Here is a 21,621-nt window from a genome sequence, read left to right as displayed (position 1 = left end):
ACCTTTGCGCCTGCAATTCAAGAAAATGAGCTATCCCATATTAAAGTTAAAGTCCGGAAAAACACAGAGTATTTCCCGTCGCCATCCCTGGATTTTTTCGGGAGCATTGCAATTCCATAAATTTGATCTTAAGAATGGTGATGTAATTTATATAGCTAATCATCAAGACAATATTCTCGCCACAGCACATTTTAGCGATGGCAGTATTGCCGCAAGAATTCTGGCTTTCGCCGAAGTGGAAATAAATTCCGATTTCTATGCCGAGAGGATAAAATCGGCTTTTGCGATTAGAAGCCAATCGGGATTAACCAATAGCGATTTAACAAATGCTTATCGCCTTATTAATGCCGAAGGAGATCAACTCCCGGGGTTGGTTATCGATTTTTACAATGGTGTAGCAGTGGTACAAACACATAGTGCCGGCATGACCCGCGACTTTGAATTGATTAAAGAAGCACTTCACAAAACTCTAGGCAATAGGCTTAATAATGTGGTACACAAATCGGCAGAAAAATCGAATACAAATCTTTCTGATGACACCGATATTCCACCCACAATAAATATTCTTGAACACGGAAATGTTTTTGTGGTAAATCATCAAACAGGTCAAAAAACAGGTTTCTTTTTAGATCAGCGAGAAAACAGAGCTTTGTCGGCAAAATATGCAAAAGGAAAAAGAGTGCTCAACGCCTTTTGTTACAGCGGTGGATTTTCGATTTACGCATTAAAGGCAGGTGCAGAAATGGTTCATTCGCTTGATAGCTCGGCCAAAGCCATGCAACTCGTTGATGAAAACCTGGAAGCAAACAGCCTCACGGGAAGCCATCACCAGTCTATTACTGCCGACGCGCTCGAGTATTTAAATTCTGATGAAGCACGCGATCAGGATTATGATGTTATCATTCTCGACCCACCTGCATTTGCCAAGCACCGATCAGCGCGACACAAAGCAGTGCAGGCTTACAAGCGTTTAAATGCAAGAGCATTGAGCATTATGAAGCCGGGTGGAATTCTCATTACATTCAGCTGTTCGCAAGTAGTTACTCCAGATTTATTCAACAATACCATTGCTGCTGCTGCCATTGAAGCAAACCGCCACGTTCGCATTTTACATCATTTGCATCAGCCTGAAGATCATCCCATCAGCATTTTTCACCCTGAAGGAGAGTACCTTAAAGGTCTGGTTTTAGCGGTAAGTTAATATTTGGAACGCTGTCCGTTTTTTCCGCTTCGGTGGCTTCCGGAAGTTCAATTGTTTTACTTTTCGAAAACGATCTCCCGCTGAGGTTATAAAACGGAATTGATGCGACCAACTTTCGGGCAGTATCGTTTTTCTGAACGAACACATTGAGTTGATGTACACCATTCGTTATGGTATCTGTTCGCAACCATGTAGCAAGACCTTTTTGTTTAGATCTCGGTGAATCTGCAAAAAACCAACGTTCTGCTAATACCCCGGTGCTGTCAATTTCTATTTCAATAAAATTTGACAGGCAATCGAGCAAAATCAGACTTTTGCTTTCATCATCTTCAGCTATTCTGGCGTCATAGTCGCAATTAGCTTTAATCTTCTCTTCATTCGCAGCTTTGTGCGAAATAATTAGCTTTATTATTCCATTGCTCACTTCACTGCTTTCAATGGTAGCCCAGCGATCTGGAGTTTCGGGGTTTAAGTCCCGATAATAGCCTTCTAGAATAGAATACCCAATTGCAGCTTCAACCATTGTGGAGCGATCTAGTATCGATTTTCCACGCAACCCGCTAAAAATAATAAAGGTAACAACCACAAAAAAGATAGCTCCTGTAAGAATATATCGTCGCCTGATATTGCTAATCAAACCGTAGTATATTCCGCGATAGAACGGCGCAAGGGTAAGTATTCCTGAAAAAATATAAATAGGCCGGTAAACTTTTGACAACCATTTAAATCGCTTTAGCCAACCTAGGGTGATAAAGTCTATAAAATAAGGTATGGCCATAATTAGCATCAGAAATGTAAAAATAGAACCTGCATAAGCATTATTAAAAAGTTCAGGCACCAACGCATTCAAAACGACAATTAGTGCTACCCAAAACGAAAAATAAAACGAAACACCGATTGTAGCCAGCACGAGTAGAAAAGCAGTAGCATACATCATGCTACTAATTTTTTCAAGTCGGATTACAGACTCTTCAAAAGAGCGCACACGTAGAAGTCGTGCCTTAAAAAAATCTGTAAGCTTTAATGCTTTAAAAGAAATACCTTCGGGAAAAACATAGCTAAGACCAACAAAGCTAACCCAGATGCTGCGGAGGCCAAGGTGCATAATCAGGCAAATTATAAGCCAATAGACAGCAGTTTCCATCAACATAAAAAAGCTGTCGTCTACATTTCCATTCTGAAAAATGGTAAAGGTATTGTCGTTAACAAAAACCTGAGCCTTGTGAATTAATGCCGGTAATTGAAAAAGAGCAATAAGCGAAATTCCCGATATGAGTATTTCGGGCTCCCAACTGCTCTCTTGGGTGCGCTTCAGCCAATCTGGTGATTCCTTTTTCACGGTGTAAATAAACAACAAATAGTTCTCATTAGAAATTGCGAATCTTGTCTCTTTTTGTCTACCCCAAATCCTACTAAACGGTTTCCCGCTGGTGAAAAAGAAGTAGAGCATTCCAAAATTCAGTTCTAATTGTAAGTATTCAGGAAATGATTGGTTTTTGAGCTAAAAAATGAAATTGAAACAATCATATTTCTAACTTCGCATAAATTCACGATTTATGAAACTGGTTTTTATGGGTACTCCAGAATTTGCTGTGCCTTCGCTCAAAACATTGGCGGAAGCCCATCAGGTAGTAGGTGTAATAACAGCTCCCGACAAGCCTGCCGGACGAGGCAAAAAGATTCTAAAATCGGCTGTAAAGGAAGTAGCAGAAGAATTAGGCCTGCATGTTTTGCAACCAACAAACTTAAAGAACCCTGAATTTTTAAAAGAATTGGAGTCATTAGAAGCCGATCTTTTTGTTGTCCTGGCGTTTAGGATGCTTCCTGAAAGCGTGTGGAGCATGCCCGCGAGAGGAACGATTAATCTACACGCCTCTCTCCTGCCTGATTATCGCGGGGCAGCACCTATAAACAGAGCTATAATGAATGGCGAATCAAAAACGGGACTTACAACCTTCTTTATAGAAAAGGAGATTGATACCGGAATGATCATCGATCAGGTTGAAATGCTGATTGGTGCTGAAGAAGATGCTGGAATGCTTCACGATAGAATGATGGATAAAGGCGCCGAACTCCTTCTTAGTACCGTAAATAAAATCGAAAAGAAAGAAGTAAAACCCATTCCGCAAAAACCGGCCGGTGAACTGAAACAAGCTCCAAAAATTTTTAAAGAAGACTGCGAGATTGACTGGTCTCATTCAACCGCTGAAGTTCACCACCACATTCGCGGGCTATCGCCATATCCTACAGCGTGGACTATAGCTGCCGGAGTTGATTTTCCCGAACAATCTTTTAAGATTTACCAGAGCAGGATAGCCGAGTTTAAGATTGCCGGCCAACACGGGAGTATTCTTCTTACCGATGAATTGAGGCTGTTTGTGAAATGTGATGATGGAGCGCTTGAAATAATTGAATTGCAAGTTCCCGGCAAAAAGCGCATGAAAACAACTGACTTTTTACGCGGATTTAGATCTCCAATTGATTTTAGATTTCATAAATAATCCTGTAAACAGCCATTATCTTTCAAAGAAAGCCACATTTTAATGAGATTAGCGGGTGTCTTCATCCGGAAAAGTCATTTATTTGATTGATTTCTGGGATGTGTTTTTCCAAAATTTCCCTTGAATTTAACTTTGAAAACCAAGAATTAGAATGCTAAATCACCCATTTTTCTGTGCAATAACTGCTGAATCCCGCATAAACATTGATATTTTAGCCTATACTTATCAACAAAACCCCTATTTTATTAACAAACGGGCACAGAATCACCGCTAAGGCTTGGTACGCATGGTTATTCGTGTAAATTTGTTCTTGTTCAACGATCTTTTTGTTTAACCTAAAAAAAAATTACTTAAAATGAACAAAGCAGAATTAGTAGAAGCTATGGCTTCTGACGCAGGCTTGTCAAAAGCCGACGCAAAAAAAGCGCTAGACGCATTTATTAACACTACAACCAAAGCGTTGAAGAAAGATGACCGTGTTGCCTTGGTAGGTTTCGGGTCTTTTTCTGTAAGCACTCGTGCTGCGCGCAAAGGACGTAATCCACAAACCGGAAAAGAAATTGACATTAAAGCCAAAAAGGTTGTTAAGTTCAAAGCTGGTGCTGACTTACAAGGAAAAGTTAAATAAGTAAAATCTTATTTTAATTAGGAAGTCTCTCCGGTTTCGGAGAGACTTTTTTATGCTCCATGAATAGAGAATTTCTCGAATATGTACTCCAATTTCTCTCTGACAATAAGCAAGACTTATTTCATGAGATTATTGAGCAAAGAACGCGGTATGCTACTGTAGTGCTGGAAGATTTATATCAGCCGCACAATGCCAGCGCCGTAATGCGCAGCTGCGACTGCTTCGGCATTCAAGATGTGCACGTTATCGAGAAGCGTAATAAATGGAGCACAAGCCCCGATGTAGAGCAAGGAAGCTCTAAATGGATAAATATAAAACGGTACAATACACCAGGAAAAAACAATACGATTGAATGCCTGCAAACCTTAAAAGGTAAGGGTTACAAGCTGGTTGCCACAACTCCGCATACCGAAATGACTATCAATACTTTGCCTATTGATGAACCGGTAGCACTTATTTTTGGTACAGAAAAAAGTGGAGTGTCAAGCGATGTTTTAGATCAGTCAGATTACCATATAAAAATACCCATGTACGGGTTTACCGAGAGTTTTAATATTTCTGTTGCCGCCGCAATATGTATGCATACAATACGCGAGCGGCTTAAGGATAGTGAGCTAACGTGGCAACTTTCCGAAAATGAGAAAATTGAGACTATGCTTCATTGGTGTTCTAAAACCCTTGACAGGTATGAGAAATACGAGAAAGTATTCTTAGAAAGGCATAAACCTTAATTCTTTCTTATCTTTGGGTTTCATCTTATCCAAAAATAAATATTATGGGAAAGGGAGACCGCAAAACGAAACGAGGCAAAGTTAACATGGGTTCTTATGGCAAGCGCCGCCCACGAAAAGAAAATCAAACTGCTTTCGTTTCACGACAAGTAAAGCCTAATACTGCAGATACGGCTTTGGATGCTACAAAAGCCAAAGCACCGAAAGCAGAAAAAAAGGCTACCACAAAAACCGACGCTAAAAAGGCTCCGGCGAAAAAAGCAGCTGCTAAAAAACCTGTAGCGAAAACCACCACCGAAAAGGATAAAGACAACGCCAAAAAGGAATAGTTTTTATCAAAGCATAAAATAATTAAAGCCTTCACAACATGTGGAGGCTTTTTTTAGCGCATTAAAACCCTTGCAGAAATAGATTTACTATCCAGCATTCTATATACTTCCAGCAATTGGTTTATAGACTTTATCTCGTTAAGTTCTGGATAATTGATACTCCTCAAAAAATCTAGCGCAGCCTTCTCTACACGTACATTAGGGTGCGCATTGTCTCGCACAAAATGTACAAATTTTAAAATCATAAATGCATTAAACCAACTGTAAAATCGCTTTTGAAAAGAGTTGAAACTGCTGCTGTTTTTCCTGATTTCTGCTATGCGCTCATCAAAAAAGTAGGCGTTTAAAAAATCGATAAGCACGTAGGGAATTACGCCACCAAGAGTAACCAAAGGAGGCGCAGAGAGATAAAACTCCGGAATGTTTTTAAAGAAGATATCCAGATATTGAAAAGCTTTGAGATTATAGGTGTAGTAGCCCTTGTCAGTATTTTTCAAGTAATCGCCTATTGCCTTGCCGGTACCAAAGGGCACCCTGTCAGATGAGCGCGGCGATGGGTATACAGTAGTGGTATTGAGTTCGGTAAAGTTGCCAAGGAGCATAATTTTGTGCAGAAAATAGAAATCTTCACCGGCTTGTCGCTTGTTCATTCCACCTTGTTTTTGGTACGCATCGCTGCGCACAGCCATAGACGAGCCAGTGGTGTGATAAGCATTCGGAAAACCTGTAGCGCGCACAGCCTGATTGTAATACCTAAGGTGCAACTCATAATACGTAATGCCGAGATAGGTAAGTGGCTCATACTCACTCCCAAAGGTGGGGTGTGCATATTTTATACTGCAGGCAGGTGTTTTTGGATTAAGCTTAAAATGGGCGTAAAGCTCTGTGAGGTAATTTGTTGCGCAAGAACTATCTGCATCAAAACAGGTTATAATTCCATTTTCATTTCCAACGGTGTAAAACCTTCTCACGGCTTCATCCATTCCAATTTTACGGGCCAGCCCCACTCCTGCATGTTTTGCCGGAAGGTAATTTTCTAATAGCGCAAATACTCTAAATTTTTTCTCGGCTGTTTTGTGTTGCCACGAAAGACAGTCCTGGTAAGTTTTTAGATTTTGCTCTTTTAAATCAATCAATGCTGTTTCTGAAGCATTAACAATTACAATGACTTCTACACTACAGGTGGGGCGATCGCAATTATACAATGCACTGATTGCGTTGTTGATATCGGGCTCATTGCAGGCGGGTATTACCACTACAATGCCTAAGTCCTCTTCGGGAAGATGAGAAATCAATTGTGGTCTAACACCGTATTTCGCTATATACTTATTCAAAAAATCAGGGTGATAAACGGCTCAAAGCCCAGTTTCCATTTTCGTTTCGTTCATATTGAATGCGATCGTGCAGCCTGCTTTCTCTACCTTGCCAAAACTCAACAGTAGTAGGAATGATTACATATCCACCCCAAAAATCGGGTCTTGGCACTTCCTTTCCTTCAAACTTTTCTATGAGCTTATCCAGTTTTGAAATAAGTTCTTCCCTACCGTCAAGCTTGCTACTTTGATGGCTTGCCCAGGCCCCTATCTGGCTTTCACGCGGGCGTGAATTGAAGTAGTCGTCGCTTTCGCCACTATCCACTTTCTCAACTCTTCCGGTAAAACGTACCTGACGACTCAAATCCTCCCAATAAAAATTTGCGGAAGCATAAGGATTCTCCAATAAATCATTCCCTTTGTGGCTGGCGTAATTGGTGAAAAACACCAAACCACTTTCTGTTACATCGCGCATATATACAACCCTGGCAGAAGGCATCCCCTTCTTATTCGCTGTAGCGAGCGTTAAAGCAAATGGATCTTTAATTCCGCTTTTAATCGCATTTTCAAACCATGCTGAAAACTGATCAATGGGATTGTCTAACACATCATTTTCTGTAAAGGGAGCATTCATAAATTGCCACCTCGTATTCTGAATGAAATCTTTGGTTTCTTCTTTCACTTTGCTTGATTCTTTCAGCAAAAGTAATAATTCAAGATTGCCCACTGGATTAAAGAGCCCGATTAATCACTCATTAATATTAAATTTGCGTAAAACAATAAGTGCTGTGAAGTTATCGCCCGCACTCACCCCCAGCCCCTGAAGGGAAGCCACCCACCGCGCGGCTTATTGTTTCGTTAGAAAATTCGTTTTGGTAAAATAAAATTTTGCAGAAAAGCGGTTTCAATGGACAAAAGCTCCTTACTTGGATGATTTACTGCCGATGAATGTCAGCATGTGCTGTGGACTCCCTTCAGGGCCGGGGTAATGCGGGGGCGTTCAGCAAAAGTAATAATTCAAGATTGCCCACTGGATTAAAGAGCCCGATTAATCACCCATTAATATTAAATTTGCGTAAAACAATAAGTGCTGTGAAGTTATCTCTAGACCTAGTATATAAAACACCACCTGAATGGGCGCATCAGGCCGTTGAGAATTTTGATGCTTTTCTTCAAGACCATGCTGATTGTGAGCGCAAAGCATCTGCAATGGCTATGAGCTTTGTGGCCAAATGCCCCGATAAAGTTGAGATAATACCTGAACTTATTGAAACTGCGGTAGAAGAGCTCGAACATTTTCAAAGCGTATATGAACTTATGGAGAGCCGTGGCGTACAACTACCAGAACGCATGCCTAAAGACCTATATATGGAAGAGTTAATAAAACTTTGCAGACATACGGTAGAAGAAAGGCTGATGGATAGAATGCTTATAGCCTCAATTGTAGAGTGCCGCGGCGCCGAGCGTTTTAAGCTCATTGCCGATGCGCTTAAAGATGAGGAGACCAAACGCTTTTACCGTGACTTGTGGATTTCTGAAGCAAAACATGGACACATTTTTGTTAAGTTCGCTTTGAAATACTGGCCTGAAAAAGATGTTTATGAAAGACTATCCTTTCTAAATGAGGCTGAAGGTAAAATTTGTGCCGACCTTGAATGGCGGCCGGCACTTCACTAAAACTGAAAAAACGTGAATATAAATCCAGACAATCTGCTTCCACCCCGCAAGGGACGATTATTGGTTTCAAAACCATTTCTCGACGATCCTTATTTTAAGCGGACGGTAATCCTTTTATGCGACCACAACGAAGAAGGATCATTTGGATTTGTATTGAATAAATATGTTGACCTCGATTTATCTGATATCAAGCTAAATATTCCGGGAGTTGGCGAGAAATTGGCAATTGGCGGGCCTGTAGAGAATAAAAACGTGTATTACCTACACCGGTATGGAAGCGAAATGCCGGGTAGTGCGCATATTTCAGGCGATTTGTACATGGGAGGCATGTTTGACGACTTAAAAGTTCTTATGGCCTCGCCCGGATTTGATAAAAATAAAGTGCGCTTTTTTATTGGTTACAGCGGTTGGACTACAGATCAACTTTTGGAAGAGTTAAATTCAGAATCGTGGTACGTGGCCGATTGCGACCCCGAGCTTGTAATGAATACAGAAATGGACGATTTATGGGGTGAAGTGCTTCGAAAAATGGGCGGTGATTATGCGAACTTAGCTAATTTTCCAAGCGATCCGAAGATGAACTAATGTTTTACGAAAACCAATTTAATTGATTGAAATATAGATTATTGAAAGAAAACGAAACTTTTAAGCATCAACAGATTCAGCACGATTAATCTTTGCAATCAACCTATCGCTTAGCTTATGATAATAGCGCTTATTTCTAAAACTGCCCACCCATGATATCCCGGTTACGGCATTTGTAAGAAATACTTCGTCGGCAAAGATAATGTCATTAATATCTATTTCAGATTCAAAAATAGGAATACCATCCCTGATTGCCGCATTAATTACAGCCATCCGCATTACGCCGCCTACGCAGCCCGAGTCAACCGCCGGAGTATGAATGGCACCATTTTTAACGATAAACACATTGCTCGACGTAGCTTCAATAATTCGGTTGTGGTCATTTATAATTAACGCATCGATCAAATTATTGGCTTGAGCCCAAACCGCCGCCTGAATATATACATGGTTGCCCATAAGCTTAAATGGCGAAAGGCGTGAAAATGATTTTTTCAATTCGGTAAATACATCAATACTAATACCCTGATCTTTTACCAAAAACTCCCTTTGGTGAATGGTTTTTGCTTCAATCACAAATCCCAGACGGTTTGATTCAGGCCTGTACGTTCCTTCTCCCTCGCGAAAAAATGTCATTCGAATACGTCCGCCGGCATTAATACCATTCTGTTCCAGCAGTTTATAAATCGAATTTCGCATATAGTCAGACGAGTAAACGGTGGGAATCTCTATTTCCAGCGCCTTGCAGCATGCTTTTATACGTGCGTAATGCGCATCCCAGAGGTGTACACTTCCGTGAATGACGCGAAGGGTTTCAAAAAATCCGTCACCAAGCCTGAAAGCCCGGTTCTTTAAAAAGAATTCGGGAGACAGCTCGGGATGTAGATTCCCATTTAAAACGACCCAATCTGTACTGCGTTGCATTCCTTGCATGAATATATAACAAAGGTAGGGTGAAAAAATTACTAAGCAATGCCGAAAAATTGGCCGACTTCACTTAAAAAGTTAAGCCCAAACCCGGGTTTGAGTATCAGAAGTAGCACGAGCCCATAGATTGCGCCCCAAAAGTGAGCATCATGTGCAATGCCCGTTTGGTCTCGTTTGCTCATATAGTATTCAAAACCCAGATAGGCAGCGCCAAGGATGAATGCAGGAATATCTATTGGAATAAAAAACAAACGCAAATTGGTGGTTGGCAGCAATAAAATAAAAGCCATAACTACCGCAGAAACAGCGCCTGATGCGCCAAGTGAATTATAACTCGGATTGTTATTGTGCTTTTTTATTGCCGGAAGGGTGGCGAAAATAATACCACCAAAATAAAGCAATATATAATAGAGATATCCCTTTGAAACACCCCAAAACTCCAAGCTGGGAAAAACTCTGTTGAACACTTGAGGAATCGTAAAAATCTGCTCAATCAAATTCCCAAAACTATATAGCACATACATATTAAACAGCAAGTGCATAAAGCCACCGTGAATAAATGCGTGGGTAATTACTCTATAGTACTCCTTTCGGTGCACAACCTGGTAGGGATTGAAAAGGAGTTTAGAAAGTACATCGCGATTTTGCAAAGCGATAAATGACAAAATAACATTTGCCGCAACAATAATATTAGTGACTGATATTTGAATCATTAGCTCGTGTGGTCGATTATTATTTTCCAGCCTTTCGGCGAATTTTCCCATAGCAGGCTGAAATACCCTCCGGGCTGATCGTTTTCTCTATACAATGTCCATTTGCCGATAAGCATGGCATTATTTGCACCGGCGGGAATGAATTCCAAAATTTCAAATTCCAGTTTTCCCATGGTCGCCTTATCGGGATAAGATTTTAGGTACCGCGCCAAAATAGTTTCGTAACCCTTGTCAACTCCGCGAGAAGAAACAAAACTAATTTCGGGATCGTTTTTATAATACGCCATAAAACCCGGAATGTCGCCGGCATTCCACGCAGCTTCCTGCGCTTTCATTGCTTTAGAAATTTCCGTTTTCATTTTATTCATTTCTACTTCGTCCTGCTCATTCGGCTCGGTGATGTTGCCATTGCATGAAGCCAGCAAAAGTGCGGTAAAAACAAGTAGGAAAGCTTTATTGAAGCGAAATCTTTTCAAATCTATCATCATTTAACATTTTGCGAATTACGGCTTTTGCCGCCGGACTATCAGGAGCTTTTGAAATCTTTGATTCTATTTGTTCTCTACTCATTTCAGAAGGCTCGAAATGTCCATATCCTCTGTATTTGCCATCAAGAACCACCACTCCAAAAGGTGCGTCTTCGCTAGCATCAGAAATGAGCACATAACTGTTTCTTACATCGGCTTTTTGTCCCTCGATAAATTCGATGATAGCTTTATCGCTATCAGATTCAGAAAAATCAAGGTCATCTGTTCGAAACATGCCCGCTCTCTCTGGATTTATTCCGCTTGCTATCAACTCTTTATAAAGCCAAATTTTCGCCTCGTGGTGCGAATTAAACCAGGCGATTGCATCTGCCCTGTCGCGGGTTTTAAGTATAGCCAATCTGGTTTTTCCAGACCTATCTTCATAAGGAAGAACTGCAAAAGCCGCTGTGCGTTGCTTTTGTGCCTTATTATACACCGGCCAGTGTTTTTTTATCTCCGCATCTTCCATTAGAAGTGCTTCATATTCATTGGCCGCTTCTGTAAAATTTATCCGTGTAATTTCCCGTTGAAAAATCTGTTTTCGACCCGTTGAACCCGATGCGGCAAAATGACTTAACACCCTTCTTTTCAAGTTCTTGGCTTTGCCAATGTAAATAGGTTTAGGACTTATACCATAAAAGTAATACACACCCGGATTATCTGGGAGGTTATTCACTACTTCCGGTTCTATTCCGGGCGGTAAAATGCTGTGGCGCTTATTTTGTTTCAGCAGGTTTTCAAGCTCTCCTTGGGTATCACGCTTTTGCAAATTGAGAAATACCTGCGCGGTAGCCAGCGCATCGCCGCTCGCCCTGTGCTCGTCAGTATTCAGAATTTCCAGTGAAAGACAGACAGATTTAAGTCGGTGGCTGCTGTTATTTGGCAGAAGCTTACGCGAATAGCGCATCGTACAAAGCCTTTGATATTTAAACGCTTTTCCGGCGTTTTCAAAGGCCGCTTTTAAGAAATTATAATCGAAGTTGACATTGTGTGCAACAAAAATCCTGTCGCGTAGTGCAATTTCTAACTCTTCTGCAATCTCTTCAAAATAAGGAGCGTCTTGAACAGTAATATCTTCAATACCGGTAAGATGAGTAATGCCAGATGGAATAGCCTTTCCCGGATTCAGCATAGAGTGAAATACATGCGTGCAGACATCACCATCAATATGTACCACGGCAATTTCGGTAATGCCATGACCCTGATGGAACAATCCGGTTGTTTCTATGTCTACTACTGCAAATTTCATAAAGGATTAACGAAACGTAAACTTAATTATTTACCGGCGAAATGGGGTCATAAAAAAAGAGAAGAAACCATAGGGATCTTCTCTTTTTTAGTAGTAGCGAGACCGAGGGTCGAACTCGGGACCTCATGAGTATGAATCATGCGCTCTAGCCAGCTGAGCTATCTCGCCATTGTAATTGCGGGCGCAAAGATATAAACTTTTTAAAAATCAAACCATGGTGATTAAAAATTCTTCTCAATTTTAGGCATCTCTGAAGATTTGTATATGGCTATGAATGCTTTACCTATTTATCAACAACTATTTACTTAATTGCAAATAAAATAGACTGCGCTCTCCGAAAAAAATATCATATCTTACCGGCCAATAGATTGCAGTAGAGAATTTTTATATAAATTAAGTAATGTCAGAGCGTCAAAAAGTAGAAATAGAATTCCTTTTAAAAACATCGCCTAAAATATTGTACAATATGATTAGCACTCCCAGTGGTTTATCAGACTGGTTTGCAGATAATGTAAATGTACGCGATGAGGTTTTCACCTTTTTTTGGGATGGAAGTGAAGAGAAGGCAAAACTTCTTTCAAAAACCAAAGATCAAGCCGTCAAATTTCAATGGGATTATGATGAGGGAGAAGATGTGTATTTCGAATTTCGGATTAAGATCGATGCCATGACTCGTGAAGTTGCCCTTATCATCACCGATTTTCCTGATGAGGGAGATGAAGAAAGCAACAGAAGCCTCTGGGAGAGTCAATTAGAAGATTTGAAACGAGTGCTTGGAGCATAAGAGCTTTCTCTGTTTAAAACTAGGAAATGGTGTTGGAATTAAGTTAAAGGAATTGCCTAAAATGGGTGTTTTTAAAGATATTGTACTGCCTTTTTTTGCAAAACATTAGCCATACTTCTTACACTTTTTTTGGTCTACCCATACAAGTATAATAAAAGAAAAAACACATAGAGAAAGTTGATAGACTTTAATTCTAAAATCACAGTTTAACACATTGTTTATCAAAGCATGCGCGCGCCCCTAGCCCCATCCATACGGACTCCCTCCGGTCGAAAGGGGAGCTCCCACCACACACATTTCGACTAAGCATTTCGACAGGCTCAATAACCACTCAATGCATCGCATCTTTTGTCAACCTTTCTTTTTTCGTCTCATGTAATACATAGTTAAAGTTAAATTGTTAGAATTTTCACCAATATATGTATCCCAAAATAATTCAAGTTATTGGTTGTTGATGCACTCGCGCGCCCCCAGCCCCTGAAGGGGAGCTTCCGCCGCACACCTTAATGTTCCGCGAAAAAAGTTAATTCAGGAAAGTCAAAGATGTATTTTCGTTGTATTTATTGTATAATATAACTCCTTTTCACGATGCGGCGCATTGAGCAGTGTCGAAATGTGTGCGGTTGTGCCTTTTTACTCATAAGTGTTTTTTTATGGAATTCGTGAGGACTGCGTCGTTCGTGAGAACGCTCTGCTAAGTTGGGATAGGGTGCGGGAGGGCATTGAATAGCATATTAATGAAAAATATTGCTCCCATGAATAACTTGTGCGGCAGTACCCTTTAGGGCAAGGGCGCGCGAGGGAGTTGATTACACCCTACGGCTGTGAGACCGCTGAGCTAAGTTGTTAGTTATTTTTAAAGAGTAAATTTCGATTGAATAATATTCATTTAAGATCTGTAAAGAGATCAGTTTCTGCATCCGACGAGGCTTTTCGACGAGAGGAATGCAAGGGTACGGGAAGACATAGCGTAGCACACTTGACAGAGCAATATTTCTATAGCCAAAATTTCAATACCATTTCTGCCCTTTTTGCCGCCCCAACGCCTCTCCTTAAATTCTATTGATGTACCAAGAAGGTTCGTTATCTTTGCCAACTTTATAGGCACGGTTGTTGTCAAATGGCAGTACCGGAGAATCGGCAGTATTGAAAAAAATTCATTCCTTAATAATTAAGTCTTACCTGGGTCCGTTTTTTCTTACCCTGGGCATCGTTATGTTTATTCTACTCATGCAATTTGTGTGGAAGTACATTGACGATTTTATGGGTAAAGGCTTAGATTACTGGGTAATAGCAGAGCTTTTGCTTTACGCTTCCGCGAATTTGGTAAGCCTGGCTCTACCGCTCGCCGTATTGCTTAGCAGCATTATGACTTTTGGTGGTATGGCCGAGCACTACGAGCTTGTGGCAATGAAATCAAGCGGACTTTCTCTGATTAGAATTATGCTGCCCCTCATTATTTTTATCTGTCTTTTATCGGGTGGTGCTTTTTATTTTAACAATACTATTGCTCCCCTCGCCAACTTAAAATTTAAGTCGCTTCTTTGGGATGTAACCCACACAAAACCCAGTCTGGAGCTGAAGGAAGGCGTTTTTTACAATGGAATAGACGGGTATAGCATTCGCGTATCTGAAAAGGACAGAAACAGCAATATGCTTCATGACCTGCTGATTTATCAACACGATAAAAAAAATCCCGGAAACAGAACGGTCATTCGCGCCAAGCAAGGCGAAATGCTCAAAACGACCGATGGCAGATACATGTCTATACACCTTATGGATGGGGTAAGCTACGATGAGGTAGGTGCATTTCAAGCAAAGAATCACCCGATGATCAAAAGTACCTTTGATGAAGATTATATTATGATGGATCTTTCGGGTTTTGACATGCAGCGTACCGATGAAGACCTCTGGAAAAACCATATGAAAATGCTCTCTATGGAGCAGCTTAGCGCTTCTATAGATTCGCTACAGAAACAAAAAGATAGCCGGAAAACTGATTTTCTAACCTATATGGAGGGTAGCATTAATTTGCCTGATAGCCTCGTTTCTCAAAGTATTAATTTAAATAATGATACCTCAATTACCGATACCTTAACGGCAGTAAATTTCCAAAACCTGGCCACAACCGAGCAGAGGCGCGTGGTAAACGTTGCTCTGAACATAACCCGAAACGCGAAAAATTACATGAATCGCACCGGCCAGGAAATGGAAAATCGCGAAGAGTATATCGATAAGCATAAAATAGAATGGCATAGAAAACTAACCTTATCGTTTGCTTGCTTCGTACTTTTCTTTATTGGAGCACCGCTCGGTGCCATTATTAAAAAGGGTGGTCTGGGAATGCCGGTAATTTTTTCAGTAATTTTCTTTTTGATTTTTCACATTACATCCATCACCGGCGAAAAGCTTATTGAATCGGGCAAGCTCGAACCATTTACAGGAATGTGGCTAAGCTCGATGGTTTTATTCCCAATTGCTTTATTTTTGACCTATAAAGCGGTAAAAGATGCAGCGCTTTTTGACAGAGACACCTATTCCCGTTTAACAGATAAAATTACAGCTCTTTTTACGAAAAATAAGATCCATCAGGTATGAGAGTGCTTCAACTATGCCATAAGCCGCCCTACCCCGAAACCGACGGAGGCTGCCTTGCCATTAATCAAATGTCTAAAGCATTGTTGAGCCAGGGTTGCGAGCTTACCATATTGTCTATCGCCACCCCCAAGCACCCGTTTAGCGCAAAAGATTTCCCGAAAGGATATATTAAAGAAACGAATTTCAAAGCCGTATTTATAGATACCCGCCTCAATGTGGTAGATGCATTTTCTAATTTGGTTACCCAGGATACCTATCACGTTTCCCGGTTTTTCTCTTCAGATATGGATCAGGCGATTGACCAGCTTCTCGCCGAAAAGGCCTACGACATTGTGCTCTGCGAAAGTATTTTTGTAGCCCCTTACCTACCCTCCATCCGCCGCTTGTCAAAGGCAAAGATTGTACTTCGCAGCCACAATCTGGAATTTTCGATCTGGCACCGGCTGGCAAAGTCGCACCCACAGGGATTAAAAAAGGCATACCTGAAAATTCTTACCCGTCAGCTTAAAGATTACGAAGTAAAACTTTTGAGCGAGATAGATGGGCTCGTAGCAATTAATTCTGACGAGCTAAAACACTACCGCCGTTTGGGCTTTACCGGTAAGGGAGTTACCATACCGTTTGGAATAGAACCAGAACTTTACCCTCCGGCAAATGGACAGGCGGAACAGAATTCTGTATTTCATCTCGGCAGCATGGATTGGAAGCCAAATGAGGAAGGAATCGATTGGTTTCTGCATGAAGTTTGGCCGATAGTTCATTCTAAGAATCCAAAATTAACGTTTTACCTTGCCGGAAGACGGATGCCGAAATGGCTAAACTTGATTGAAATAAAAGGTGTAAGTATAGTTGGAGAAGTTATTGATGCAAAGGAGTTTATTGCATCAAAAAATATTATGATCATACCGCTTATGAGCGGAGGTGGAATGCGTGTGAAACTTATAGAAGCCCTTGCTTTAGAAAAGCCTGTAGTCTCGACGCCGCTTGGAGCGAAAGGTGTGGCTGTAACCCATGACAAAACCATTAAACTCGCCACCAAGCCTAGAGATTTTGCGGAAGCAATATTAGCTCTTGCCGAAGATTCTGAAAATGCACGACGGATGGCGCAGGAAGGTCGTGAGCTAATAGTTGCCAAATACGACACCAGGAAACTCGCTGTACAGCTTCATAGCTTTTTAACGAAACTGCTTGCATGAAGATTGTCGTTATTCTAAGCAGAGTGCCCTACCCGCTTGAAAAAGGCGATAAATTGCGTGCCTACCATCAGCTAAAGGTTTTGCACGAAAAGCATGAAATTATTCTTTGCTGCCTAAGCGATTCGCCGGTACACCCCGATGCCGAAAAAGCGCTCCGTGAAATATCTTCTTCATTTCATATCTTTAAGCTAAAGCGCTGGCGGATAATACTCAATCTCTTTTACGGTCTTTTTTCGCGCAAGCCCATGCAGGTTCATTATTTCTACCAGCGAAAGATTCATAATGCGATTAAGGCTGTTATTGAAAAGGAAAATCCAGATCATATTTACTGCCAGCTTATTCGCACCGCAGAGTATGCCAAGCACGAGTACAATATTCGAAAAACACTTGATTATCAGGATGCTTTTTCGAAAGGAGTTGAACGACGCGAACAAAAAGCCAGCTGGCCACTCCGCGAAATTTTCAGCATGGAGCGCCGGCGCTTAATCGCTTATGAAAATATTATTTTTGAATATTTTGAAGGCAAAACGATTATCTCTGCCGAAGACCGACGCTTTATTTACCATCCTGAAAGGCAAGACATTGCGGTAGTAACCAATGGAATCGATACTGCATTTTTCACTCCTGAATACAAAAAGCCCAAATCGTACGATCTGGTTTTTACAGGCAATATGAGCTATCCGCCCAATATTGAAACTGCAGAGTATATTGTAAATGAAATTCTTCCGAAATTAAAGGAGTTCAAGCCGGATATCACCCTTCTTCTCGCGGGCTCATCGCCACACAAGCGCGTTTTGCAACTCGCTAATGTAAATGGGGTTGAAGTATCTGGTTGGCTTGATGATATTCGGGATGCTTACGCAAAAGGATGCATATTTCTGGCGCCGATGCAAATTGGTACAGGATTGCAAAACAAATTGCTTGAAGCCATGGCTATGGAGCTTCCTTGTGTAACTTCTCATCTTGCCAACCGCTCGTTGAAAGCCGAAAACATGAAGGAACTTCTTGTTGGAGAGAATGTGGATTCCTATGTGAAGTTGATTATCCGGCTTTTGGAATCTGATCAGGAACGGCTGGATCTCGGCGCTGCAGGACGGATTTTTGTTCAGAAACATTTTTCCTGGGAGCAATCTGTGGGGTTTTTAGAGGGGTTGATGGTGGCGGAGTAATGGTGTGTTATCAGGCTTCAAAAGGCCCGAGAGTTGATCTATACTTTTAAAAAGTTCTTGTATTCATGACCTCAATTGGAAATTTTCACGACTCTTTTAATATCATCATCCGTATAGTGTTTTCTATCTCTACCCTGAGAAATCAATACAAATTCAGAATCATTAGCAGAATATAAATATTCCTCATTCCAATAGTCTCTCTTCCACCCCTCTCGAATCGGTCTTATTGAAATAAGGACATCAAGAGAATTTGGATATCTGCCATAATTCAATTCATACTCAATAATCTTTTCTTCAATCGTAGTCATTTCCTTAATTGTTCGGTCTTCTGCCAACACATTATCGTTTAAAATAGAATAGCCTTCAAAAGCTAAAAAGAGAAGTATAAATGGAGCAACGAGCAGAGACACCACATTAACTATCATACTATTAGTGAATGGGTTTTCTATATTGCGATCTAAGCTTTTTTTATCGAATAGAATATCAATCAATGAAATTAACCACATTAAGGGATAAATGATCATTGTTAAAGCCAATATACAAGAGAAATCCCTTCTTATAATTACCCAGATATATTTGCCCTACACCGGGAAAAATAAAGCATAATATAATGGCTGTGCCTTTTATTATAATTCTATTGCTCCCGCTCCGCTGCATTTGCAATGCTGCGGAATCTCGTCTGTAATATTCATCCAATATTATCATTAAACTTAACTATTAAAATTCAATAAAGGCGATATGCGCACAATTTCAGGAATCTTTGATTCCAAATCCAAATAATTAGAAATTGATGAATATCTCCAATCTTCTTGCCTTCTTACAAAACCCGCCCTAACTGGATTATTATGTATATAATTTATTTTAGTCCAGGTAAACTTCGAGTTGTACAGTTCAATTGCGTGATTGCCTGGTAGCCAAAACATGTATTCTTTGTGCCGGGAACTGTCTAATGCAAATCCCGAAAATAATTTAAGCATCCATTCTCTTCTGCTCTCCGGGCCTGCAATTATTTGATTTATGATCGCTTTTGAAGTAAACTTTTTTAAGTCGCGTATAGTTGAGCTAAGATCAAAAGGCTCATTTGAATTTACAATCAAATGAAGATGATTCGTCATTATTACGTATGCATATAAATTAAGCCCTTTTTCAAGGATGCAATGTCTCATTGAACTAACCAATATCTCTCGATATACGTCGCGCGAAAAAATATCGATCCATCCTACGACTGTCATAGTTATATAATAGACCTTGTTTTCTTTAATATTAGATTTATACCCTTGTTTCACAGGTTCTAAGTTAGTAAAACCAAAAGATTATTGCTGACTTCTTTTCATGAAATGAAACAATGAATTTAAGATCCGCAGCATTACAAATGCGGCGGAGCGGGATCTCGTCTATATTACTCATCCAACATCATCATTAAACTTAACTATTAAAATTCAATAAAGGCGATACGCGCACAATTTCAGGAATATTAGATTCCAAATCCATATAATTAGTAGGAGGAATAAATCCAAATGCATTCCCTTCTTGACGCGAAAAAATATCGATCCATCCTACGACTGTCATAGTTAGATAATAAGCCTTGTTTTCTTTAATATTAGATTTATACCCTTGTTTCACAGGTTCTAATTTAGTAAAACCAAAAGATTATTGCTGACTTCTTTTCATGAAATGAAATAATGAATTTAAGATCCGCAGCATTACTCCCTTTGGTCGTGAGAGCGCTATTGCTAAGTTGCTACTTAGCGCAGCGATCTCACCGAAGGTAAATGTAGCGGAGTGGGGAAGTTGGCGTGAGTGATTTCTCTTTACTTAATAACTCCACCTAGCCAATTGATCTGAACAACTCCCTCATTAATACGTAGATAATAGATGTCTGAGGTAGTAGGAGATAGTATTTCGACTATTGCTTTGTTCTCATTGATATAAATCGGTTGATCAATTTTATAATTATACTCAAAAGCAACGCTTTCACTGAATACCGAGTTAAAAATTCTCCCAGGCTCCTCAAAAATTAATTTGATGTTTGTCAAATCAGTTACGAAGCCAAAAGTTTTTTTGCTTAGCTGCAGTGATTTGGAATACTCAAAGAAAAGCTCTTTAAGCTCAGGATCATACTCAAAAAATAATGCCTGTTTTGAAGAATCAAGCAACAAAATTTTTAAAAGATCAAATTCTCTTTCTAAAGAACCCAAGTCTGAACCTGGCAAGTAATAATTAAAATCAGCTACCGAAACAAATCTATTCTGAGCGATTACCATAAGGTTGCCGTAAATAAGAAAAATTACTATTAAAACTAACCTAACTTTTAGTATGGATTTCATAACTTAAAAACTTTACCAGCCAAATGGTGTGGGTATTTGATAATGTGGAGGATAAGCCCCCCAAAAGCCATGTGTATTCGCTGTATTATAAACTTTCATCGCATTATTAAATTGACCCGCACCCATGAAAGTATCATATGTATATTTGTATGCTACTCTCTCAGAGAAAATACGACTAAAAGAAGGTATCGTGTAATGGTGATATGCATGTATCAACTCATGACCGGCGACAGACCTGAAAGAGACGTTTGCAGCGGTAGTATACTTAGGTGAAACATGCAAATTTGATGTGCCAGTTGAAAACCTCCTGACATATCCTCCTACAGAATTCCCACTTTTGAGGTCGACGTAGGTTCCTGATTGATCCAAACCGTAACCGCGACCTGTTTTGGTAGTAATGTTTTTTATTCCAAAATCTCCTTCAGTAATTCTATAGTCGTCCTGAATTCTTATTTTTAGGTATTCATCGTTAATATCTGCTATTGAACTGGAATTATACCTAGCTGCAAGCGCTTCAGGGTTTCCGCCTTGAATTATAACTTCATCAACTGTACTCCCATCCCAAAAACTATAGCCATTCCGCATGTCTGTTATACCACGAGTTAAACCACCGCCTATTCCACCAGCTAATCCACCAATAGCAGCTCCCTTCAGACCTCCATTTAAAGCATTATGATTTGTGCCAAACGTTGAATTATTAAAAGTTGTTCCAAGGAACCCGCCAACAAAGCCTCCCGCCGCACCACCTGCTGCACCGGCGATCGCTCCACCAGCGAAACCTCCTATAGAAAGAGATGCCGATACACCTGCACCTACCGAAGTACCAACCCCACCCGAAAATCCGCCAATAACCGCAGACCCTAAAGTGTATTCTAATAAATTACTACCAGTCAAACCAGCATTTTTCCCGCTGATATAACCAACCGTTCCGCTAATCGCCGCACCAATTAGAGCACCGATTATAAACTCCCCATCCGGATCCACATACATCACCGGATTGTTCCCCATAGCCAGATAAGGGTTGCTGAACTGCTCCGCCGGATCTGGCGTAAACCACCCCTGTACGACTTTTCCGTTTTTAAGCTCGATCCGGTACACGACAATGACCCTTACTTCGTCATTTTCCGGTAGTACCCTTAACGGTAAAGCGGGTTTTTCATAATATGCGA

Annotated in this window: 22 protein-coding genes, 1 tRNA gene and 1 pseudogene; 11 read left to right on the top strand and 13 right to left on the bottom strand. The window is 40.5% G+C overall.

Annotation, left to right across the window (positions count from 1 at the left end):
* The first annotated feature begins 25 nt into the window (after positions 1-25).
* The gene (locus G3O08_RS17765) at positions 26-1,201 is read left to right on the top strand and encodes a class I SAM-dependent rRNA methyltransferase (RefSeq protein ID WP_163286802.1); all 1,176 of its coding nucleotides are present in this window, start codon (positions 26-28) and stop codon (positions 1,199-1,201) included.
* Here the strand turns inward: G3O08_RS17765 and G3O08_RS17760 are convergent.
* The gene (locus G3O08_RS17760) at positions 1,173-2,540 is read right to left on the bottom strand and encodes a hypothetical protein (RefSeq protein WP_163286801.1); all 1,368 of its coding nucleotides are present in this window, start codon (positions 2,538-2,540) and stop codon (positions 1,173-1,175) included. The genes G3O08_RS17765 and G3O08_RS17760 overlap by 29 nt on opposite strands.
* Positions 2,541-2,757: 217 nt before the next feature.
* On the opposite strand from G3O08_RS17760, the gene fmt reads away from it, so the two are divergent.
* The 4 genes from fmt (at position 2,758) to G3O08_RS21575 (ending at position 5,390) form a co-directional block, all read left to right on the top strand.
* Entirely contained in the window at positions 2,758-3,702 is a 945-nt protein-coding gene (gene fmt / locus G3O08_RS17755) for a methionyl-tRNA formyltransferase (RefSeq protein WP_204336929.1), read from the top strand.
* 355 nt (positions 3,703-4,057) lie between these two features.
* Positions 4,058-4,330: an HU family DNA-binding protein gene (locus G3O08_RS17750; RefSeq protein ID WP_163286800.1), complete on the top strand. Its 273-nt coding sequence runs from the start codon at positions 4,058-4,060 to the stop codon at positions 4,328-4,330.
* 59 nt (positions 4,331-4,389) lie between these two features.
* Positions 4,390-5,061 (top strand): TrmH family RNA methyltransferase, encoded by a 672-nt coding sequence (locus G3O08_RS17745; protein WP_163286799.1) that lies wholly within the window; start codon positions 4,390-4,392, stop codon positions 5,059-5,061.
* 44 nt (positions 5,062-5,105) lie between these two features.
* Positions 5,106-5,390 (top strand): 30S ribosomal protein THX, encoded by a 285-nt coding sequence (locus tag G3O08_RS21575; protein ID WP_163286798.1) that lies wholly within the window; start codon positions 5,106-5,108, stop codon positions 5,388-5,390.
* A gap of 53 nt (positions 5,391-5,443) precedes the next feature.
* Here G3O08_RS21575 and G3O08_RS17735 read toward each other — a convergent pair whose 3' ends face one another.
* Together G3O08_RS17735 and pdxH are read right to left on the bottom strand one after the other, a co-directional pair.
* Positions 5,444-6,724, bottom strand: coding sequence for a glycosyltransferase (locus tag G3O08_RS17735; protein ID WP_163286797.1), 1,281 nt, complete (start codon positions 6,722-6,724; stop codon positions 5,444-5,446).
* A 4-nt stretch (positions 6,725-6,728) separates the two neighbouring features.
* Positions 6,729-7,406: a pyridoxamine 5'-phosphate oxidase gene (gene pdxH / locus G3O08_RS17730; RefSeq protein ID WP_204336928.1), complete on the bottom strand. Its 678-nt coding sequence runs from the start codon at positions 7,404-7,406 to the stop codon at positions 6,729-6,731.
* A gap of 389 nt (positions 7,407-7,795) precedes the next feature.
* On the opposite strand from pdxH, the gene miaE reads away from it, so the two are divergent.
* Together miaE and G3O08_RS17720 are read left to right on the top strand one after the other, a co-directional pair.
* Positions 7,796-8,380: a tRNA-(ms[2]io[6]A)-hydroxylase gene (gene miaE, locus G3O08_RS17725; RefSeq protein WP_317164103.1), complete on the top strand. Its 585-nt coding sequence runs from the start codon at positions 7,796-7,798 to the stop codon at positions 8,378-8,380.
* A 12-nt stretch (positions 8,381-8,392) separates the two neighbouring features.
* Positions 8,393-8,965, top strand: coding sequence for a YqgE/AlgH family protein (locus G3O08_RS17720; protein WP_163286795.1), 573 nt, complete (start codon positions 8,393-8,395; stop codon positions 8,963-8,965).
* A 60-nt stretch (positions 8,966-9,025) separates the two neighbouring features.
* On the opposite strand, the gene G3O08_RS17715 is transcribed toward G3O08_RS17720, so the two are convergent.
* From G3O08_RS17715 to G3O08_RS17695, 5 genes are all read right to left on the bottom strand, one after another.
* On the bottom strand, positions 9,026-9,886 hold the full coding sequence (locus tag G3O08_RS17715) for an aminotransferase class IV (RefSeq protein WP_163286794.1): 861 nt from the start codon (positions 9,884-9,886) through the stop codon (positions 9,026-9,028).
* 41 nt (positions 9,887-9,927) lie between these two features.
* Positions 9,928-10,602: a rhomboid family intramembrane serine protease gene (locus tag G3O08_RS17710; protein ID WP_163286793.1), complete on the bottom strand. Its 675-nt coding sequence runs from the start codon at positions 10,600-10,602 to the stop codon at positions 9,928-9,930.
* On the bottom strand, positions 10,602-11,078 hold the full coding sequence (locus G3O08_RS17705) for a nuclear transport factor 2 family protein (protein ID WP_163286792.1): 477 nt from the start codon (positions 11,076-11,078) through the stop codon (positions 10,602-10,604). Before G3O08_RS17705 ends, G3O08_RS17710 begins: the two co-directional genes overlap by 1 nt.
* Positions 11,056-12,378: an exonuclease domain-containing protein gene (locus G3O08_RS17700; RefSeq protein WP_163286791.1), complete on the bottom strand. Its 1,323-nt coding sequence runs from the start codon at positions 12,376-12,378 to the stop codon at positions 11,056-11,058. The genes G3O08_RS17705 and G3O08_RS17700 overlap by 23 nt, the downstream gene beginning before the upstream one ends.
* Before the next feature lie 94 nt (positions 12,379-12,472).
* Positions 12,473-12,546, bottom strand: a tRNA-Met gene (locus G3O08_RS17695).
* Between the two features lie 232 nt (positions 12,547-12,778).
* Here G3O08_RS17695 and G3O08_RS17690 point away from each other — a divergent pair.
* The 4 genes from G3O08_RS17690 to G3O08_RS17675 all read left to right on the top strand — a co-directional run bounded on the left by G3O08_RS17690 (position 12,779) and on the right by G3O08_RS17675 (position 18,125).
* A complete protein-coding gene (locus tag G3O08_RS17690; RefSeq protein WP_163286790.1) occupies positions 12,779-13,162 on the top strand; it encodes an START-like domain-containing protein in 384 nt (127 codons plus the stop codon).
* A 1,146-nt stretch (positions 13,163-14,308) separates the two neighbouring features.
* On the top strand, positions 14,309-15,760 hold the full coding sequence (locus tag G3O08_RS17685) for an LptF/LptG family permease (protein WP_163286789.1): 1,452 nt from the start codon (positions 14,309-14,311) through the stop codon (positions 15,758-15,760).
* Positions 15,757-16,956: a glycosyltransferase family 4 protein gene (locus G3O08_RS17680; RefSeq protein ID WP_163286788.1), complete on the top strand. Its 1,200-nt coding sequence runs from the start codon at positions 15,757-15,759 to the stop codon at positions 16,954-16,956. Before G3O08_RS17685 ends, G3O08_RS17680 begins: the two co-directional genes overlap by 4 nt.
* Positions 16,953-18,125 carry a glycosyltransferase gene (locus G3O08_RS17675; protein ID WP_163286787.1) on the top strand — a complete coding sequence of 391 codons (1,173 nt, stop codon included), beginning with the start codon at positions 16,953-16,955 and terminating at the stop codon, positions 18,123-18,125. Before G3O08_RS17680 ends, G3O08_RS17675 begins: the two co-directional genes overlap by 4 nt.
* Positions 18,126-18,196: 71 nt before the next feature.
* Here the strand turns inward: G3O08_RS17675 and G3O08_RS17670 are convergent, their stop codons facing one another.
* From G3O08_RS17670 to G3O08_RS17650, 5 genes and pseudogenes are all read right to left on the bottom strand, one after another.
* Entirely contained in the window at positions 18,197-18,550 is a 354-nt protein-coding gene (locus G3O08_RS17670) for a type II secretion system protein GspG (protein ID WP_163286786.1), read from the bottom strand.
* 285 nt (positions 18,551-18,835) lie between these two features.
* A complete protein-coding gene (locus G3O08_RS17665) occupies positions 18,836-19,411 on the bottom strand; it encodes an REP-associated tyrosine transposase (protein WP_163286785.1) in 576 nt (191 codons plus the stop codon).
* A gap of 139 nt (positions 19,412-19,550) precedes the next feature.
* Positions 19,551-19,694, bottom strand: a complete 144-nt coding sequence (locus G3O08_RS17660) for a hypothetical protein (RefSeq protein WP_163286784.1) — start codon at positions 19,692-19,694, stop codon at positions 19,551-19,553.
* Positions 19,695-19,936: 242 nt separating this feature from the next.
* Complete coding sequence (locus G3O08_RS17655; RefSeq protein ID WP_163286783.1) at positions 19,937-20,452, bottom strand: hypothetical protein; 516 nt, start codon at positions 20,450-20,452, stop codon at positions 19,937-19,939.
* A 12-nt stretch (positions 20,453-20,464) separates the two neighbouring features.
* Positions 20,465-21,621, bottom strand: a pseudogene (locus G3O08_RS17650) (hypothetical protein); the annotation flags it as partial.

The sequence above is a fragment of the Cryomorpha ignava genome (genome assembly GCF_010686655.1).
GTDB lineage: Bacteria > Bacteroidota > Bacteroidia > Flavobacteriales_D > Cryomorphaceae > Cryomorpha > Cryomorpha ignava.
The sequence above is the reverse complement of the archived record's forward strand: the minus strand, read 5'-3'. Positions and strand labels throughout refer to the sequence as shown.